This is a genomic window from Pseudonocardia parietis (assembly GCF_017876315.1).
Taxonomy (GTDB): Bacteria; Actinomycetota; Actinomycetes; order Mycobacteriales; family Pseudonocardiaceae; genus Pseudonocardia; species Pseudonocardia parietis.
Genome location: NZ_JAGINU010000001.1, coordinates 6,188,019 through 6,205,660, shown reverse-complemented (window position 1 = coordinate 6,205,660; position 17,642 = coordinate 6,188,019). Strand labels below are relative to the sequence as shown.

At 73.5% G+C, this 17,642-nt stretch carries 15 protein-coding genes; 5 read left to right on the top strand and 10 right to left on the bottom strand.

Going from position 1 to position 17,642, the window contains the following annotated elements; genetic code table 11:
- Positions 1 to 324: 324 nt before the first annotated feature.
- The 4 genes from JOF36_RS40390 to JOF36_RS29055 form a co-directional block, all read right to left on the bottom strand.
- The gene (locus JOF36_RS40390) at positions 325 to 1,980 is read right to left on the bottom strand and encodes a DivIVA domain-containing protein (protein ID WP_210033222.1); all 1,656 of its coding nucleotides are present in this window, start codon (positions 1,978 to 1,980) and stop codon (positions 325 to 327) included.
- Between the two features lie 185 nt (positions 1,981 to 2,165).
- Positions 2,166 to 2,549 (bottom strand): globin, encoded by a 384-nt coding sequence (locus tag JOF36_RS29065; RefSeq protein ID WP_210033220.1) that lies wholly within the window; start codon positions 2,547 to 2,549, stop codon positions 2,166 to 2,168.
- A gap of 27 nt (positions 2,550 to 2,576) precedes the next feature.
- Positions 2,577 to 3,599 (bottom strand): mechanosensitive ion channel family protein, encoded by a 1,023-nt coding sequence (locus JOF36_RS29060; RefSeq protein ID WP_210033219.1) that lies wholly within the window; start codon positions 3,597 to 3,599, stop codon positions 2,577 to 2,579.
- Positions 3,600 to 3,723: 124 nt separating this feature from the next.
- Positions 3,724 to 4,386 carry a pyridoxamine 5'-phosphate oxidase family protein gene (locus JOF36_RS29055; protein WP_210033218.1) on the bottom strand — a complete coding sequence of 221 codons (663 nt, stop codon included), beginning with the start codon at positions 4,384 to 4,386 and terminating at the stop codon, positions 3,724 to 3,726.
- A 37-nt stretch (positions 4,387 to 4,423) separates the two neighbouring features.
- Between JOF36_RS29055 and pdxR the strand changes: the two genes are divergently transcribed.
- Both pdxR and JOF36_RS29045 read left to right on the top strand, forming a co-directional pair.
- On the top strand, positions 4,424 to 5,788 hold the full coding sequence (gene pdxR / locus JOF36_RS29050) for a MocR-like pyridoxine biosynthesis transcription factor PdxR (protein WP_210033217.1): 1,365 nt from the start codon (positions 4,424 to 4,426) through the stop codon (positions 5,786 to 5,788).
- A gap of 51 nt (positions 5,789 to 5,839) precedes the next feature.
- The gene (locus tag JOF36_RS29045) at positions 5,840 to 6,910 is read left to right on the top strand and encodes a D-alanine--D-alanine ligase family protein (protein WP_210033216.1); all 1,071 of its coding nucleotides are present in this window, start codon (positions 5,840 to 5,842) and stop codon (positions 6,908 to 6,910) included.
- Positions 6,911 to 6,913: 3 nt separating this feature from the next.
- Here the strand turns inward: JOF36_RS29045 and JOF36_RS29040 are convergent, their stop codons facing one another.
- Positions 6,914 to 7,420 (bottom strand): DUF3515 domain-containing protein, encoded by a 507-nt coding sequence (locus tag JOF36_RS29040; RefSeq protein ID WP_210033215.1) that lies wholly within the window; start codon positions 7,418 to 7,420, stop codon positions 6,914 to 6,916.
- A 30-nt stretch (positions 7,421 to 7,450) separates the two neighbouring features.
- Positions 7,451 to 7,687 (bottom strand): Lrp/AsnC family transcriptional regulator, encoded by a 237-nt coding sequence (locus tag JOF36_RS29035; protein WP_210033214.1) that lies wholly within the window; start codon positions 7,685 to 7,687, stop codon positions 7,451 to 7,453.
- A gap of 101 nt (positions 7,688 to 7,788) precedes the next feature.
- On the opposite strand from JOF36_RS29035, the gene JOF36_RS29030 reads away from it, so the two are divergent.
- A complete protein-coding gene (locus JOF36_RS29030) occupies positions 7,789 to 8,772 on the top strand; it encodes a thiamine-phosphate kinase (RefSeq protein ID WP_307862765.1) in 984 nt (327 codons plus the stop codon).
- 107 nt (positions 8,773 to 8,879) lie between these two features.
- Positions 8,880 to 10,646, top strand: coding sequence for an L-lactate permease (locus JOF36_RS29025; protein WP_210033211.1), 1,767 nt, complete (start codon positions 8,880 to 8,882; stop codon positions 10,644 to 10,646).
- 70 nt (positions 10,647 to 10,716) lie between these two features.
- On the opposite strand, the gene JOF36_RS29020 is transcribed toward JOF36_RS29025, so the two are convergent.
- The 4 genes from JOF36_RS29020 to JOF36_RS29005 all read right to left on the bottom strand — a co-directional run bounded on the left by JOF36_RS29020 (position 10,717) and on the right by JOF36_RS29005 (position 15,287).
- Positions 10,717 to 10,935 (bottom strand): hypothetical protein, encoded by a 219-nt coding sequence (locus JOF36_RS29020; protein ID WP_210033209.1) that lies wholly within the window; start codon positions 10,933 to 10,935, stop codon positions 10,717 to 10,719.
- Positions 10,936 to 11,220: 285 nt separating this feature from the next.
- Complete coding sequence (locus JOF36_RS29015; RefSeq protein ID WP_210036319.1) at positions 11,221 to 12,573, bottom strand: (Fe-S)-binding protein; 1,353 nt, start codon at positions 12,571 to 12,573, stop codon at positions 11,221 to 11,223.
- Positions 12,574 to 12,631: 58 nt separating this feature from the next.
- A complete protein-coding gene (locus JOF36_RS29010) occupies positions 12,632 to 13,771 on the bottom strand; it encodes an FAD-binding oxidoreductase (RefSeq protein WP_307862649.1) in 1,140 nt (379 codons plus the stop codon).
- A gap of 61 nt (positions 13,772 to 13,832) precedes the next feature.
- Complete coding sequence (locus tag JOF36_RS29005; RefSeq protein WP_210033207.1) at positions 13,833 to 15,287, bottom strand: FAD-linked oxidase C-terminal domain-containing protein; 1,455 nt, start codon at positions 15,285 to 15,287, stop codon at positions 13,833 to 13,835.
- A 199-nt stretch (positions 15,288 to 15,486) separates the two neighbouring features.
- Here JOF36_RS29005 and JOF36_RS29000 point away from each other — a divergent pair, with 199 nt between their 5' ends.
- Positions 15,487 to 17,634, top strand: coding sequence for a malate synthase G (locus JOF36_RS29000; protein WP_210033205.1), 2,148 nt, complete (start codon positions 15,487 to 15,489; stop codon positions 17,632 to 17,634).
- Positions 17,635 to 17,642: the final 8 nt, after the last annotated feature.

Below are 17,642 nucleotides of genomic sequence, written 5' to 3'. Positions count from 1 at the left end.
CGGCGGGCCCGCGGCATCGCCCGGCGGACCCGGGGGCTCGCCCGCGGCAGCCGACGGGTCGCCGGCAGCAGCCGACGGGTCGCCGGCGGCAGGCGATGGGTCGCCCGCGGCGGTCGGCTGTTCGCCGGTGCCAAGGTCTGGGCTGCTCTCGGAGCCCGACCGCATGACCAGGTCGACCAGCGATCCGGGGACCACAGGGACGCGGCCGGTCCTGATCGCTTCGCCGAGCCCGTCCGGGTCCGGTTCCGCTGCGTCGTCGCGGCCCGGGTGTCCGGGCGCCGACGTCATCCGTGCTGTGACGATCGGGTGCACATAACGATCCGATTATCGCGAGCGGCGCCCGGGGCCCTGACCCCGGGTCGGTCCACGGTGCGGCCGGGACGCGCCGTTCGAGCCGTCCGTCCTGGTCCGGGCGTTGTCACGGCCTGCACCGAGCTCCCCGAAGGGGAGTACCCCGATCGAGGTCAGCGAGATCGGCGGGATCTGGCCGATCGTCGTGCTGTCCAGGTCGTCGTCGCGCTCGGTGCCGGGACGACGGCCCGGACCGAGGAGCAGGGTGCCGGTGGCGGTCTCCTGCTCGGCCACGGCGTCGCCGACCTCACCGGCCTCGCCGGCCTCGCCGACCTCACCGGCCTCACTGCCCTCGCCGGTCCGACTGCCCTCGCCGGCCTCGCTGGCACTGTCGCCGTCGGCCTCAGGCTCGGGCTCGGCCCGGGCGGCGGGTGACGGGGTGTCGTCGTCGGAGTCCGGTCCGGACCCGTCGGCGTCCCCCGACCGGCCGGTGCTGTCGGTACCGGTACCCGACGACCAGACGAACGTCGTGCCCGTCGAACCGCGGGACGCGTCCAGCGACGAGATCGACGCCATGGAGGAACCGGCGGACGTGCCGGTGTCGGTGTCGGTGGTATCGGTGCCGGTGCCGGTAGCGGAGGTCCCGGTGGAGACGGTGCCGGCGGAGGCAGTGCCGGCGGAGGTGAGGCCGGTGGAGGTGAGGCCGGTGGAGGTGAGGCCGGTGGAGGTGAGGCCGGTGGAGGTGAGGCCGGTGGAGGTGAGGCCGGTGGAGGTGAGGCCGGCGGAGGTGGAACCGAACAGGGTGTCGTCGAGAGTGGACGCGACCGGCTCCTGGTCCAGCTCGGCGGAGAGCGTCTCGCGAACCCGGGTCAGCTCGCCGCGGACCTCGTCGCGCAGCGTGGCCAGCCGCTCGACGTCCCGGGTCACCCCGGTGCGCCGCTCGTCGGCGTCACGCTCGGCGTCGTGCAGCACGGTCGCGGCCTCGTCCCGGGCGGCGGCGAGGATGTCGTCGGCGTCGGCGCGGGCGGACTCGAGGATCCGGTCGGCCTGTGCGCGGGCCGAGCCGACCTGCTCCTCGGCGGTGCGCTCCTGCTCGGCGACCGCGTCCTCCCGGCGGTCGAGGTCCTGCTCGCGGCGTCCCGCGTCCCGGTCGCGCTCGTCCAGCGCGGCGCCCCGCGAGGTGAACTCGCGGTCCAGGGTGGAGGCCCGTCCGAGCAGTGCCTCCTCGGTGCGGGTGCGCCGGTCGTCGGCCTCCTGGCGGGCCCGGGACACGATCTCGTCGGCCTCGGCGGTCGCGCGGTCGCGCAGCTCGGCGGCCTCCTGCTCGGCGGCCTGCAGCACGCGTTCCACCCGGCGGCCGAACCCGGCCTCCTCGGCGCGCCGGTCGGACGGCACCGCCGTCACCTGCTCCTGCAGGCGGCGTACCTGCGCCCGGGCGTCGGACAGTGCTCGCTCGGCGGTCTCGGCGCGCCGGATCTCCTCGTGGATCCGGTGGTCGAGGTCCGCCAGCCGGGTGTCGACCTGGCTGCGGTCGTAGCCACGGAGCACCACGGTGAACCACGACCCGTCACCGGGGTCGCCGTGCTCCGCGGTCTCCGATTCCGTGGCCCGGTGCGAGTGCCGCGACGACCCGTGTGCCGGGTCGGGACGCTGCGGACCGGATCCGGACGGCGACGGCAGTGCGCTCACGATGAACTCCCAGACGGGTGACTCCTGGCCGCCCGAGGTGCCGGGGCAGCGTCCGGTTCAACGAGCCCGGACGCGTTCGGTCACGTTTGTAGCCGCGTATAGCCGAGTTGGCGCCGAATGCCACCCGATCGGACGCCAACTGGCCGATCAGGTGACAACGGAGCGTAACTATAGAGGTACCCGGATCAGAACTCCGAGTTCTGCATGCTCACCGCCGCGTACTGCAGGTAGTTCCACAGCTGCTCGTGGTGTTCGGGCGCGAGGTTCTCCTCGTCGACCGCGATCCGCATGCAGCGCAGCCAGGCGTCCCGCTCGATCGGCCCGACCTTGAACGGGACGTGCCGCATCCGCAGCCGCGGGTGTCCGCGCTGCTCGGAGTAGGTGCGCGGGCCGCCCCAGTACTGCTCGAGGAACATCCGCAGCCGGTCCTCGGCCGGGCCGAGGTCCTCCTCGGGATACAGCGGTCGCAGCACCTCGTCGCGCGCGACCTCCTCGTAGAAGCGGTGGACGATCCGCCGGAAGACCGGCGCGCCGCCCACCTCGGCGTAGAAGTTCTGCGGTGCACTCACGTCGTCAGTCTCTCAGCTCCGGGTGGATCAGTTCTGCTTCTGGTACTGCCCGTCCAGGGCACCGGGGAACAGCATCGGCCGGGGGACGCCGTGATCGTCGAACGCGTCGCTGATCGCGCCGTTGAGTGCGCGCTGCACCGCCCACTGCCGCCCCGGCTTGACCCGCACGGTCAGCCGCAGCGTCACCCCGGCCGGGCCGACCTTGTCGGCGCCGAGAACCTCCGGAGGCTCCAGGACGTCACCGGCGATGTCGTCCTGCGCGGCCCGCTCGGCGGCGGTCGTCCCGGCGAGCTCGGTGGCCTCCTCGACGTCCGCGCTGTGCGCGATCGGCAGGTCGACGACGGCCACGGCATACCCCTGGCTCATGTTGCCCACCCGCAGGATCTCGCCGTTGCGGACGTACCAGACGGTGCCCTGGAGGTCGCGGACCGTGGTGATCCGCAGGCCGACCGACTCCACCGTTCCGATGGCCTCGCCCAGGTCGACGATGTCGCCGACGCCGTACTGGTCCTCGAGCAGCATGAACATGCCCGACAGGAAGTCGCGCACCAGGTTCTGGGCGCCGAAACCGACGGCCAGGCCGAGCACGCCCGCACCGGCCAGCAGCGGGCCGAGCGGGTAGCCCAGCTCGTTCATCACCATCATCACCGCGACGAGCAGCACGACCAGGGAGACGACCGAGCGCAGCACGGAGCCGATGGTCCGGGCACGCTGCATGCGGCGCTGGGAGGCCGGTGCGTTGCCCGCCCCGCCGGCTCCGTCGTCGATCCGGCGCAGCCTGCGGGCGCGCCCGATGAAGGCGGTGAACCGGCCGTTGGTGGCGCCGTCGACCATGCGCGCGATCGCGCGGTGCGCCAGCCACCGGAACACGATGGCGATCACGACGACGATCGTGATCGAGATCGTCTTACCGACGATCATGTCGGCGTGCTGGGCCAGGAAGTTGTTGTTGGTCCAGGTGTAGAGCGTCGCGCACCAGGAGCCGCCGTCCTGGACGCAGTGGGGCATCAGGGTCAAGGTCTCGACGGGCGCAGGCGGGATGATCGTCACGCGTCCTCCTCGGGGGTGAGGGCTGCGTTCTCGGCGTGAGAGCGGTCGGGCGGGCCGGTGGGCGCGGGGAGTGGCGCCGCGGCCGGGACGTGCCCGAGACTACGTCACCCGTTCCGGTGACCGATCACCCCAGGTGCGGCGGGAGAGCGTGGTGTTCGGGCAGGTCAGGGGCTCGCTCCGGGGTGCCGGACACGGTGCGGACCGGCACCACGCCGGCCCAGGCGAGATCGGCGGCGACGTCGGCGTCGTCGTCCGACGGCGGGCCGCAGCGGCGCTTCACGCTCGCCTCGGCGAGGTCGAGGGAGAACACGGCGGTGGCGGCGAGCTCCCGGGGGTCCGGGCGGCGGGCGTGGTCCCAGGCGCCCGGGGTGAGGTGTTCGACCACGGTGCGCAGAGCGTGCCACCGCTCGTCCGGATCGGTGACCCTCCGCGCGACGCCGTGCACCACGGCGCTGCGGTAGTTCATCGAGAAGTGCATGACGGCCCGGGCGTGCACGATCCCGTCGAGGTGGGTGACCGTCACGCAGCACGGGAGCTCGTCGCCGGTGAGATAGCGGGCACCGGTGGATCCGTGCAGGTAGAGGGTGTCGCCGTCGCGGCCGTACGCGGTGGGGAGCACCACCGGTGCGCCGTCGCGGACGAAGCCGAGGTGGCAGACCAGGCCTTCGTCGAGGACGGCGTGCAGCTCGGCGCGGTCGGTCGCCGCCCGGTCGCGCTTGCGGCCGAGCGTGGTCCTGGTGCTGGGGGAGAGCGTCACACTTGAAGAGGATGTGCGGTCGGGTGGCATCCTGGAACGGCCAATTCCACGGGAATCGAGAAGGCCGATGGATCTGCCGATCGTGCTCGACCGGGCGTCGGGTGTGCCGCTCGCCGTGCAGGTCGCGGACGGCCTGCGGGACGCCGCGGCCGGCCGCGCGCTGCGCCCCGGTGACCGGCTGCCCTCGACCAGGGCCCTGGCCACGACGCTCGGGCTCAGCCGCACGGTCACGGCGGCCGCCTACGACCAGCTGCTCGCCGAGGGATGGGTCGAGGGACGCGTCGGCGCGGGCACCTACGTGACCGCCGTCCCCGCCGGGATCCGGCCCACGACCGCCCGGCGACCGGTCGCGCGCACCGAGGTGCCCCGCGCGGGCGGCGGGATCGAGTACTCGCTCCGGCCGGGGCGGCCGTGCATCGCGGCGCTGGACCGGGCGATGTGGCGGCGGGCCTGGCGGGCCGCCGCCGAGCCGGAACCCGACGACGCGCCCCGGCCGGACGGCCTGCCGGAGTTCCACACCGCCGTCGTCGAGCACCTGCTGCGGCACCGCGGGCTGGCGCCGGCCGACGTCCTCACCACGGCGGGTACCTCGGCCGCGGTCGCCGAGCTGGCCCGGCTGCTGCCCGCCGGGGCCACGGTGGCCGTGGAGGAGCCCGGCTACCGGCGCGCGGTCAGCGCGCTGCGCGCCGCCGGCCTGCGCATCGTCGCCGTCCCGGTCGACGACGACGGCCTGGTCGTCGAGGCGATCCCGGCCGGCTGCGCCGCCGTCTACACCACCCCGGCCCACCAGTTCCCCACCGCGGTCCGGATGGCCGCCACCCGCCGGGTCGCCCTGCTCGAGCGGGCGCGCGAGGAGGACCTGCTGGTGATCGAGGACGACTACGACGGCGAGCTCCGCTACGACGTCGCGCCGCTGCCGCTGCTCGCCGCGCTCGCCCCGGAGCACGTCGTGCACCTCGGCACCGCCAGCAAGATCGTGAGCCCGACGCTGGGGGTGGGGTGGGCGGTCGCGCCGCCGTCGCTGCTCGCGGCGTGGCGGGACCTGCGCTCGCGGACCGGCACACGGCCGTCGCCCGCCGGGCAGCGGGTGTTCGCCGCGCTGGCCGCGGGCGGCGACCTGTCCCGCCACCTGCGACGCCTGCGCCGGGAGCTGCGCGAGCGCCGCGACCTGGTGCTCGCCGCGGCCGGCCGCGCCGGGTGGTGCGCGCACGGCGACCCGGCCGGAGCCCACCTGGTGCTGCGCCCGCGGGTGGCCGGCGAGCCGGTCCCCGAGCGGGCGGTGCTCGCCGCGGCCCGGGAGCGCGGCGTCGACGTGGACGGGCTCGCGGAGCACCACGACGGCGACCCCCGGATCTCCGGCCTGGTCGTGGGATACGCCGCGGGCTCACGCGCGGACCTGCGCGCGGCACTGGCGCTGCTGACCCGTGGGTGATCGCTCCCCGGCTATGAGGGGGCCGCGCGGCGAGGCCTACTCTCGGGGCCCATGAGTTCCGACCGGGTGAGGGTGGCCGTCGTCTTCGGCGGTCGCAGTTCCGAGCACGCGATCTCGTGCGTCTCCGCAGGCAGCGTGCTGAACCACCTCGACCCGGAGCGGTTCGAGGTGATCCCGGTCGGGATCTCCCGCGCCGGCGCGTGGGTGGTCGGCCCGTCCGACCCGCAGCGGCTCACGATCTCCGGCCGCGACCTCCCCGAGGTCGACGGGGCCGCCGACGCGCTCGTCCTGCCCGGGGAACCGGGCCGGGGCCTGGTGCGCCTCGACGCCGGTGAGGCGCTCGGGCAGGTCGACGTCGCCTTCCCGATCCTGCACGGCGCGTTCGGCGAGGACGGCACCATCCAGGGGCTGCTGGAGATGGCGGGCGTCCCCTACGTCGGCGCCGGGGTGCTGGCGTCCGCGGTCGGGATGGACAAGGAGTTCGCCAAGAAGCTGCTGCGCGCCGAGGGCCTGAACGTGGCCGACGGCGTCGTGCTCCGGCCGCGTACCGAGATCGGGTTCGCCGACCGGGACCGGCTCGGCCTGCCGCTGTTCGTCAAGCCGGCCCGCGCCGGGTCGTCGATGGGCGTGACCCGGGTGACCGACCCGGCCGCGCTGGACGCCGCGATCGCCCACGCCCGCGAGCACGACCCCAAGGTGCTTGTCGAGGCGGCCGTGCCGGGCCGCGAGGTCGAGTGCGCGGTGCTGGAGTTCCCGGACGGCAGCGTCCGCGCCAGCCTCCCCGCCGAGCTGCGCTACTCGGGCGAGTTCTACGACTTCGAGTCCAAGTACCTCGACGTCTCCGAGCTGGAGATCCCGGCCAAGCTGGACGACGAGATCACCGACTCGGTGCGCTGGAAGGCGATCACCGCGTTCCGCGCGCTGGACGTGCAGGGCCTGGCCCGCGTCGACTTCTTCGTCACCGACGACGGCCACGTCACGGTGAACGAGGTCAACACGATGCCCGGCTTCACCCCGAGCTCGGCGTTCCCCAAGATGTGGGCGGTGACCGGGCTGGACTACTCCGAGCTGCTGACCACGCTGGTCGAGACGGCGCTCGCCCGGGGGACCGGACTGCGCTGACGCTCACGGGCGCGGCAGCGCCTCGGTGATCACGTCGGAGACGGCCTGCAGCGGCCCGGGGCCGGTCTCGGCCGGCGCGGCGAGCTCCAGGTACACGCCGCGGTCGACGGCGGCGTAGGTGGTGGAGAGCGCGCCCTCGGGCGTGGTGAGCGGCAGCCAGCTCACCCCGTTCACCACGATCAGCGAGGCGGTGGGGACCAGCTCCGCGGGCCGCTCGGTGCCACAGCGGAGCACCACCGGCTCCGGCTCGGCGACCCAGGCCCGCGCGCCCGGCACGGCCGGGTCCAGCTCCCGGGGGTCCAGCGGCCCGGTGGCACCCGGCAGCTGGGCAGGCAACGCGCCCAGCACGGCGTCGCACTCGGGGCCCGACGCCTGCGGCGCGGCCTGCGCGGGGAGTGCGAGGGGGCCGGTCTCCGGCCCGGTCGTGGCCCGGCCGTAGATCCCCAGCCCGGCCACGACGAGTGCGAGGAGCAGGGGCAGCCCGACCGCCAGCGCGACCGGCGGCGACACCCGCCTCCCTGTTCCGGCCACGAGCGCGTCTCAGCCCAGCTTGACGACGGGGCAGGTCAGCGTCCGGGTGATCCCGTTGACGCTCTGCACCCGGGCCACCACCAGCCGGCCGAGCTCGTCGACGTCGTCCGCCTCGGCGCGCACGATCACGTCGTACGGCCCGGTGACGTCCTCGGCCGAGACGACCCCCGGCAGTGCCCCGATCTCGGTGGCGACGGAGGCGGCCTTGCCGACCTCCGTCTGGACGAGGATGTATGCCTGGACCACGGCGTGCCCCTTTCCGGTACGTGCCGCCCCGGGAGGATGGTTGGCGGCAGGAATGTCGGACGCCGAACCTACCGGAGGCAGCCCCCGTGTCCCCATCCGCGATCACGCCCGAAGGCGGTTCCGAGGCGAGCGTCTCACTCCGTGAGGTCGGTGAGTTCCGCCTGATCGACCGCGTCACCACGGGTCGTGTCCAGCCGCACACGACGTTGCTGGGGCCGGGGGACGACTCGGCGGTCGTCGCCGCCGACGACGGCCGGGTGGTGGCCTGCACCGACGTCCTCGTCGAGGGGGTGCACTTCCGGCTGGACTGGTCCGCCCCCGAGCAGGTCGGCCGCAAGGCGGCGGCGGCGAACCTGGCCGACATCGCCGCGATGGGCGCCGTCCCGACGTCGCTGCTGGTCGGCCTGGCCTGCCCGTCGACGACGCCGGTGCAGCAGCTCGAGGAGCTCGCCGACGGGATGTGGGCCGAGGCGTCCTCGGTCGGCGCCGGCCTGGTCGGCGGCGACCTCACCTCGGGGCCGGTCCTCGTGGTGTCGGTGACCGCGCTCGGCTCGCTGCGGGGCCGTGACCCGGTGCTGCGCTCCGGCGCGCGGGCGGGGGACCGGATCGCGGTGTGCGGGCGGCTGGGCTGGTCCGCCGCCGGGCTGGCGGTGCTCGGGCGCGGCTTCCGGTCCCCGGCGGCGCTGGTCAACGCGCACCGGGTGCCGGAGCCGCCCTACGCGGCCGGCCCGGCCGCCGCGGACGCCGGAGCCACCGCGATGATCGACGTCTCGGACGGTCTGCTGGCCGACCTGGGCCATGTCGCCCGGGCATCCGGGGTGGCGCTGCGGCTGCGGTCGCGGGCGTTCACGGTGCCGGCGCGGCTGTCCGAGATCGGCTCCGCGCTCGGGCTCGACCCGCTGCGCTGGATGCTGACCGGGGGCGAGGACCACGCGCTCGCGGCGACCTTCCCGTCCGATACCGCGCTGCCGGCGGACTGGACCGAGGTGGGGGTCGTGGAGGTCTGCGACGACGCCGGCCCGGGGGTCACCGTGGACGGCCGTCCCTACGACGGTGACGCCGGCTGGGTCCACTTCGCGAAATAATTGTTCCACGGTCATTGCGGTTGCGTCCGTTCGGATGACAAGGTCCTTGCGGTTCGAGCCGTTCGCGGTGGTACGCCCGAATGGTCGTGGTTCGGAAGGATGTCACCGTGGACAACCTGGGTGCTCTGAGCGTGCTCGCGCTCGCCCCGATCATCGTTGTCGCTGTGCTGCTCGTCGGCCTGCGCTGGCCGGCGAAGTACGCGATGCCGATCGGGTTCGTGGCCGCCGCGCTGGTCGGCGCGCTGGTGTGGGGGATGGACGGCACGACGATCCTGGCCGCCTCGATCGAGGGGCTGGTCATCGCCGTCGGGCTGCTCTACATCATCTTCGGGGCGCTGCTGCTGCTCCAGACGCTGACCCAGAGCGGGGCGCTGGCGACCATCCGCGCCGGGTTCACCAGCATCAGCCCGGACCGCCGGGTGCAGGCGATCATCATCGGCTGGCTGTTCGGCTCGTTCATCGAGGGTGCCTCCGGGTTCGGCACGCCCGCCGCCGTCGTCGCCCCGCTGCTGCTCGCACTGGGCTTCCCGGCGCTCGGCGCGGTGCTGGTCGGCATGGTCATCCAGTCGACCCCGGTCAGCTTCGGCGCGGCAGGCACCCCGGTGCTGACCGGGATCGGGCAGGGGCTGGCCGGCTCGCCCGAGGTCGACGCCCGGATCGCCGGGCTCGGGCTCGACCAGGCCGGGTACCTGTCGACGGTCGCCTTCGAGGTGGCGGCGATCCATGCCGTCGCGGGGACGCTGATCCCGCTGTTCATGGTCTGCCTGCTCACCCGCTTCTTCGGGGAGAACCGCAGCTTCGCCGAGGGCCTGGCGATCTGGCCGTTCGCGCTCTACGCGGCGTTCGCGATGACCGTCCCCTACGTGCTGGTCGCCGGGCTGCTCGGCCCGGAGTTCCCGGCCCTGCTCGGCGGGCTGCTGGGCCTGGCCCTGGTGATGTTCACCTCGAGCCGCGGGTTCCTGATGCCGAAGCAGGTCTGGGACTTCCCGCCGCGGGAGCGCTGGCTGGACCGCTGGGTCGGCAACATCGAGCCGGACACCTCGGTCGCGGGGACGCGGATGAACGTCTGGCTGGCCTGGACCCCGTACGTGCTCGTCGCGGTGGTGCTGGTGCTGAGCCGCACCGTGGAACCGATCAAGGACGCGTTGCAGAGCGTGACCGTCGGGCTGTCCGACATCCTCGGGACCGGGCTCTCCGAGGAGCTGGAGGTGCTGTACTCGCCGGGCGCGGTGTTCCTGTTCGTCTGCCTGGTCACCTACGGCCTGCACCGGATGGGCGGGCGGCAGATCGCCCGGGCGTGGGCGGTGTCGGCGCGCCAGCTCGCCGGGGCGGCGGTCGCGCTGCTGTTCGCGTTGCCGCTGGTCCGGATCCTGATCAACTCCGGCGCCGAGTACAACACGTCCGGGCTGGCCAGCATGCCGCTGACGCTGGCCGAGGGGGCGGCCGCGGTGGCCGGTCCGGCCTGGCCCGTCCTCGCCCCGTGGATCGGGGCGCTGGGTGCGTTCGTCGCCGGCAGCAACACGGTGTCGAACCTGACGTTCTCGCTGTTCCAGTTCGCGACGGCGGAGAACATCGGCGTGAGTCCGGAGACGGTCGTCGCCACCCAGGCCGTCGGCGGCGCGGCCGGCAACATGGTGACGGTGCACAACGTCGTCGCGGCCTCGGCGACCGTCGGGCTGCTCGGGCGGGAGGGCGACGTCATCCGGATGACGATCATCCCGACCGTCTACTACTGCCTGGTCGCCGGCGGGTTGTCGTTCGTGCTGATCTACGGGGTCGGGTTCAACATCGGTACCGCGCTGCTCGTACTGGTGCTGGTGAGCCTCGCCGCGGTCGTCGTCGGGCTCCGGCGCTCGGCACCCACGCGGGTCTGAGACGCGCGACGGCCCGGCACCCCACGTGGGGTGCCGGGCCGCCGTCGCCGGTGGATCCAGCCGCTGGGACTCAGGCGCCGCGGCGCCAGAACAACAGGAACCTGCGCAGCCGGGTGCGCAGCCGCGGATGACCGGGCTCCGAGCGCTGCGGGGCCGGGAACTGCCGGAACTCGGCGGGCGCGGCGGTCAGGCTCGCGGCCGGGATGGTCGGCGGATCCATCGCGACCAGGGTCTGCGGGAAATGACGCGCGGACGCATTCTCGTTGGGGGTGACGGACTTCTCCTGCACAGCAGATCCATCGCCGTGCGTGGTCGTTCCGTTACCGTTGCTGGGCTGCACACCGGCCTCCTCACATGCTCCGCGCGCGTGGCGGGCGCACGGGTCGTCGCGGGTCGCAACCGCGCGCCGCCGGGGGAGCGCCGACAACCGGGGTCGGCAGGCGCCGTGCCCGCATCGGGCGGGCCGGAGAACGCGCGGGCGACGGTGCCTTCACGATCAGGATAGTCGGTGATCGGTTACCCCGGAACGTCTGCGCCGACACCTGCTCGCGCCGCACCGGCCCGACGGTGCGGTCTAACGGTGCGGCACGGCCGTGCCCCGGATGCTGGCGTCGAGCAGCTGCACCGGGTGCAGCAGCGGGATGTCCCGGAAGCCGCCGTCGGGCAGGTACTTCCCGATCTGCAGCAGGCAGCCCGGGTTCGCGGTGACGACGACGTCCGGCTTCACGTCGCGGATCTTCCCGGCCTTCCGCTCGCCCAGCTCGGCGGCCGCGTCCGGCATGATCATGTTGTAGATGCCGGCGGAGCCGCAGCACAGCGACGCCTCGGCGATGTCGACGAGCTGCAGCTCGGGGATGCTGCGCAGCACCTCCCGCGGCTGGTCCCGCACGCCTTGGGCGTGCCCGAGGTGGCAGGCGTCGTGGTAGGCGACCCGGCCGTGGACGGGGGTGCGCGGGGCGCGGGGCCCACCGTCGTCGGACTCCGGGCGGGAGTAGAGCTCGGCGAGCACCTCGTGCACGTCGCGGCACTTCGCCGAGAACGCCTTCGCCCGATCCCCCCAGTCGGGGTCGTCGGCGAGCAGGTGGCCGTAGTCCTTCATCGACGAGCCGCAGCCGGCGACGTTGGTGACGACCGCGTCGACGTCGAGGGTCTCGAACCGGGCGATGGTGCGCCGGGCCCGGGCCAGCGCCGACTCCTCGCGGCCGGCGTGCACCTCCAGCGCGCCGCAGCACTGCTGGTCGCGGGGTACGAGCACGTCGCAGCCCTCGGCCGACAGCACCCGCACGGTCGCCTCGTTGACCCGGTGGAAGAACACGTCCTGCACGCAGCCGGTGAGCAGCGCGACCCGGGCGCGGCGGGGCCCGACGGCGGGGGTGTGCACCGGCAGCGTCGCGAACGCCTCGCGCACCGACACCGGCGGCAGCAGCGACTCCATCGCCGCGAGGCGCCCCGGGAGGCGCTCGGCGAGCCTGCGGATCGCCGGGACGGTGCGCAGCTTCTGGTAGAGGGCGCCGGGCAGTGCGGCGGCCCGCAGCCGCCGCCGGTAGGGGAACAGCGTGAAGATCGCGTCCCGGAAGAGCTTGTCGGCCTTCGAGCGCTCGACGTTGCGCTCGATCTGCGGGCGGACCGACTCGAGCAGCTTGTCGTACTGCACGCCGGACGGGCACGCCGTCACGCACGCCATGCAGCCCAGGCAGTTGTCGATGTGCTCGGTGAACGGCCCGTCGAGGGAGATGTCGCCCTTCTCGGCCAGGTCCATCAGCAGGATCCGGCCGCGCGGGGAGTCCATCTCCTCGCCCCACAGCACGTAGGTGGGGCACGTCGGCAGGCAGAACCCGCAGTGCACGCAGTCGTCGAGCAGCTCGCGCTGCGGCGGGTGCACGTCGTCGAAGGAGCTCGGCCCCTGCTGCGGGGCCTTCGTCTCCACGGCTCCGGTGGGGGTACCGGTGGGTTCGGTGCTGTCAGCGGTGCTGGTCACGGGTGCCTCACATCCAGGGGTCGAAGCGGCCGGCTGCGAACCGGGCTCCGGGGTCGAGCCGGGTCTTGATCGCTTTCAGCAGGGCCAGCGCGGAGGGCGCCGGGCCCCAGGCGGGGACGTCGAGGGCCGCGGGCCGGTCGCGCAGTACGGAGGTCCCGCCGACCGCGGCGACGGCGTCGTGCACCTCGGTGACCGACGCGGCGGGCACGGTCACGGTGGCGACCCCGGTGGCCAGGCCCGCGGTGACGGCGGTGGCGGGCAGCTGCGCCAGCAGCGGCACGAGCCGGGTGGGGGCACAGCCGATGCGGACCACGGCCGTCTCGTTCCCGGACGAGCCGGAGGTGAGCGCGGCGTGCTCGGCCCACGCGTGTTCGCCGCTCTCGCGCGCGTCGGTGCCCAGCAGCTCCAGCAGGCGTCCGGTGCGGTGGGGGAGCGTCTCGACGCCGCCCTCCAGCCGGACCAGGAGCGTGCCGGGGTCACCGGAGACCCATTCGACGGCGATCGGTTCCAGCGGGCTCGCCATCAGCCGGTGGACATGCTCGGTGGCGGTGCCCACCGGCCCGTCGACGGCCACGCAGGCGGTCGACCCCGGCACCGGGTGCAGCCGCAGCACGACCTCCACCAGCGGACCGAAGGTGCCGTAGGAACCGTGCATCAGCTTGGCGACGTCGTAGCCGGCCACGTTCTTGATCACGTGACCGCCGCTGCGGACCATCGTTCCGTCGGCGAGCACCGCCGTCGTGCCGATCACCAGCTCCCGCATGCCGCCGTAGACCAGGGCGGACGGGCCGGCGTCGGCGGTCGCGACGAGGCCGCCGACGGTGGCGCCCCGGCCGATCCGGGCGGCGTCGATCGCGAGGCGCTGGCCGTGCTCGGCGAGCTCGTCCTGCAGCTCGCGCACCGGGGTGCCGGCGTGCACCGACACCGTCATGTCACCGGGGTTGTGGGCGATCACGCCGGACAGCGCGGACAGGTCGAGCGTGGCGTCGACCTCCGCGAGCCGGCCGGCCCACTGCCGGGCGGTGCCGGCACCGGAGATCGCGAGCCGGCCGGAGGTGTCCAGGACGGCGTCGCGGACCTCCTTCGGCGTCGTCGGGCGCAGCGTGGTGGGGGCGGCGCGGGTCATGGCTTCGGGGCCCTTCGTCACGGGTGGGCGGCTCTCTTTTCACGTGCCCTGTGCAGGTGCGATGTGTCAGGTGCGCTCCGCTCTACAGACGCTCGATGAGACCGGCTTCCTCCAGCGGGTGGGGCCGGTAGCGCCCCGGCTTCTCGCCGCACAGCCGCGGGGTGGGCAGCAGCTTCCCGGGGTTGCAGATGTGGTCCGGGTCGAACCCGGCGCGGATCCGGTCCATCACGGCCAGGTCGTCCTCACCGAACATGGTCGGCATCGAGCAGGCCTTGTCGGTGCCGATGCCGTGCTCGCCCGAGAGCGACCCGCCCATCTCCACACACAGCTCGGCGATCCGGGCCGAGAGCTGCTCGGCCTGCTCGGTCTGGCCGTCCGCGGCGCTGAACAGGACCAGCGGGTGCAGGTTGCCGTCGCCGGCGTGGAAGACGTTGGCCACCCGCAGGCCCGCGGCCGTGCCCATCTCCTCGATCCGCCCGAGGACCTCGGCCAGCCGGGTCCGCGGGACGACACCGTCCTGCACGATGTAGTCCGGTGAGATCCGCCCGACCGCGGCGAACGCGGCCTTGCGGCCCCGCCAGATGTTCGCCCGCTCCGCGGGTGAGCCGGCGATGTGCAGCCGGGTGCAGCCGTGCCGGTCGCAGATCTCCTTGACCCGGGCGAACTGGTCGTCGCACTCCTCGACGGTGCCGTCCAGCTCGACGACCAGCGCCGCGGGCGTGTCGAGGGAGTACCCGGCGCCGGTGGCGCCCTCGGCGGCCTCGATGGCCAGCGCGTCCATCATCTCGACCGCGGCGGGCACGATCCCGGCGGCGACGATGTCCGAGACGACCCGGCCGCCGGCCGCGACCGAGGGGAAGTCGGCGAGCAGCGTGCGCATGACCTCGGGGGCCCGCAGCAGCCGCACGGTGACCTTCGTGACGATGCCGAGCGTGCCCTCCGAGCCGAGGAACACCCCGCGCAGGTCGGGGCCCTGCTGCTCCATCGAGTCCGACCCGAGGGTGACGAGCGTGCCGTCCGGGAGCACGACCTCGATCGACAGCACATGGGTGGTGGTGAAGCCGTACTTCAGGCAGTGCGCGCCACCGGAGTTCTCCGCGACGTTCCCGCCGATCGTGCACACCTGCTGCGACGAGGGGTCCGGCGCGTAGTAGAGGCCGTACGGCGACGCCGCCGCGGTGATCTCCAGGTTCGTCACCCCCGGCTCGAGCACCGCGCGCCGGTTGTCCGGGTCGATCTCCAGCACCCGGTCGAGCCGGTTCAGCCCGATGACGACGCCGTCGGCCACCGGCAGCGCGCCCCCGGACAGGCCGGTCCCGGCGCCGCGGGCGACGAACGGGATCCCGTGCCGGGCACAGATCCGCACGCAGCCGGCGACGTGCTCGGCGGTGCGGGGGAGCAGCACGAGCGCGGGCACGACCCGGGCGCCGGTCAGCCCGTCGCACTCGTAGGTACGGGTGCGGACCGGGTCGGAGAGCACGTCGCGGGCGCCCAGCAGGGCCACGAACTCGTCATGGATCGGTGCGGCCAGGGGCATCGATGCACTCCCTTTGCTCTGTCGGCGGCGTGGTCTGCCGCAGGCGTGGCGGGGTTCCCGCGAGGGTACGTCCACCCTGTGGTGCGAGGCGGGTTCCCAGATCGCGGATCGCGTCACAGTACTTTCATGATGCGGAAAAGATAATCCACTGGTAGAAACTAGACCAGTCGTAGCACCAACTCAGAGAGGGTGGTCACAGATGGCCGACAGCTCCGGGCTGCAGGTCGATCCGCACCTGCGCGCGTTCGTCGAGGGCGAGCTCCTGGCCGACGTGGACCTCACCGCGGAGGGCTTCTGGGCGACCCTGGCGCGGCTGCAGGAGCGGTTCGCGCCGAAGATCACGTCGCTGCTGGCGAAGCGCGACGAGCTCCAGGCCCGCATCGACGAGTGGCACCGCGCGAACGGCGCCGGGTCGGTCGAGGACTACGAGAGGTTCCTCACCGAGCTCGGCTACCTGCTCCCGGACGCCTCGCCCACGATCGACGTGGACCGCGTCGACCCCGAGATCGCCGAGATCGCCGGCCCGCAGCTCGTCGTCCCCGCGACCGTGCCGCGCTACGCGCTCAACGCCGCGAACGCCCGCTGGGGCTCGCTGTACGACGCGCTCTACGGCACCGACGCGCTCCCGCAGGACGGCGAGCTCGCCCCCGGTTACGACGAGCGCCGCGGCGCCCAGGTCATCACGGCCGCCGACGAGCTGCTCGACGAGCTGTTCGGTCTCGCGAAGGGCAGCCACGCCGACGTCACCGCCTACCGCGCCGGCACCGACGGCCTCGTCGCGGACACCCGCAACGGCACCGTGAGCCTGGCCGATCCGGCGCAGTTCGCCGGCTTCCGGGCGGTCGACGGCGACGGCCGCGGCGCCGTCCTGCTCACCCGCAACGGGCTGCACCTCGAGATCACCATCGACCCGACCACCCAGGTCGGCAAGCAGCACCACGCCGACGTCGCCGACGTCGTGCTGGAGTCCGCGGTCACCACGATCGTCGACCTGGAGGACTCGGTCGCGACCGTCGACGGCGAGGACAAGACGCTCGCCTACCGCACCTGGCTCGGCCTGCTCACCGGGGACCTGACCTCGGAGTTCGAGAAGGGCGGCCGGACCGTCGTGCGCCGGGTCCACCCGGACCGCTCCTACACGGCGCCGGACGGGACGGAGCTGACGCTGCCGGGCCGCTCGCTGATGCTGGTCCGCAACTGCGGGCACCACATGACCACCGACGCGGTGCGCACGGCCGACGGCGACGAGATCGCCGAGGGCGTCCTCGACGCGCTCGTCTCGGCCGTCGCCGGGCTGTACGACGTGGCGGAGAAGGGGCCGCACACCAACTCCCGCGCCGGCAGCGTCTACATCGTGAAGCCGAAGCAGCACGGCCCCGAGGAGGTCGCGCTGACCGTGGAGCTCTTCGGCGCCGTCGAGGAGGCCCTCGGACTGCGGCCGAACACGCTCAAGATCGGCATCATGGACGAGGAGAAGCGGACCACCGCCAACCTCGGTGCCTGCATCGCCGAGGCGACCGACCGGGTCATCTTCGTCAACACCGGCTTCCTCGACCGCACCGGCGACGAGATCCACACCTGTTTCCGGGCCGGGCCGGTGCTGCGCAAGGGCGACATGAAGTCGACCAGGTGGCTGCAGACCTACGAGGACCGCAACGTCGACGTCGCGCTCGCCGCCGGGTTCTCGGGCACCGCCCAGATCGGCAAGGGCATGTGGGCCAAGCCCGCCGCGATGGCGGACATGATCGAGCAGAAGATCGGTCACCCGAAGGCCGGCGCGGACTGCGCCTGGGTGCCGTCGCCGACCGCGGCCACCCTCCACGCCCTGCACTACCTGCGGGTGAACGTCGGTGACGTGCAGTCCCGGCTCGCCTCGCGGGGGCTCGCCGACCGGCGCGCGCTGCTGGAGCTGCCGCTCGGTGACCCGGCGTCCCTGTCCGCGCAGGACATCACCCACGAGCTGGAGACGAACGCGCAGTCGATCCTCGGCTACGTCGTGCGCTGGGTGGGAATGGGCATCGGCTGCTCCACCGTTCCGGACCTGGAGGGCGTGGGGCTGATGGAGGACCGTGCGACACTGCGGATCTCCAGCCAGCTCCTCGCCAACTGGCTGGCGCACGGTGTGGTCGACGAGGAGACCGTGCGGGACACGTTCGCCCGGATGGCCGCGGTCGTCGACGACCAGAACGCCGGCGAGCCCGGTTACCCGCCCATGGCCAAGGACCTCGACGGCAGTGAGTCCTTCCGGGCGGCGCTGGAGCTGGTGTTCGACGGCGCGGTCGAACCGAACGGCTACACCGAGCGCACGCTGACCAACTGGCGCCGGCGTGCCAAGGCGAACGCCTGACTTTTTCG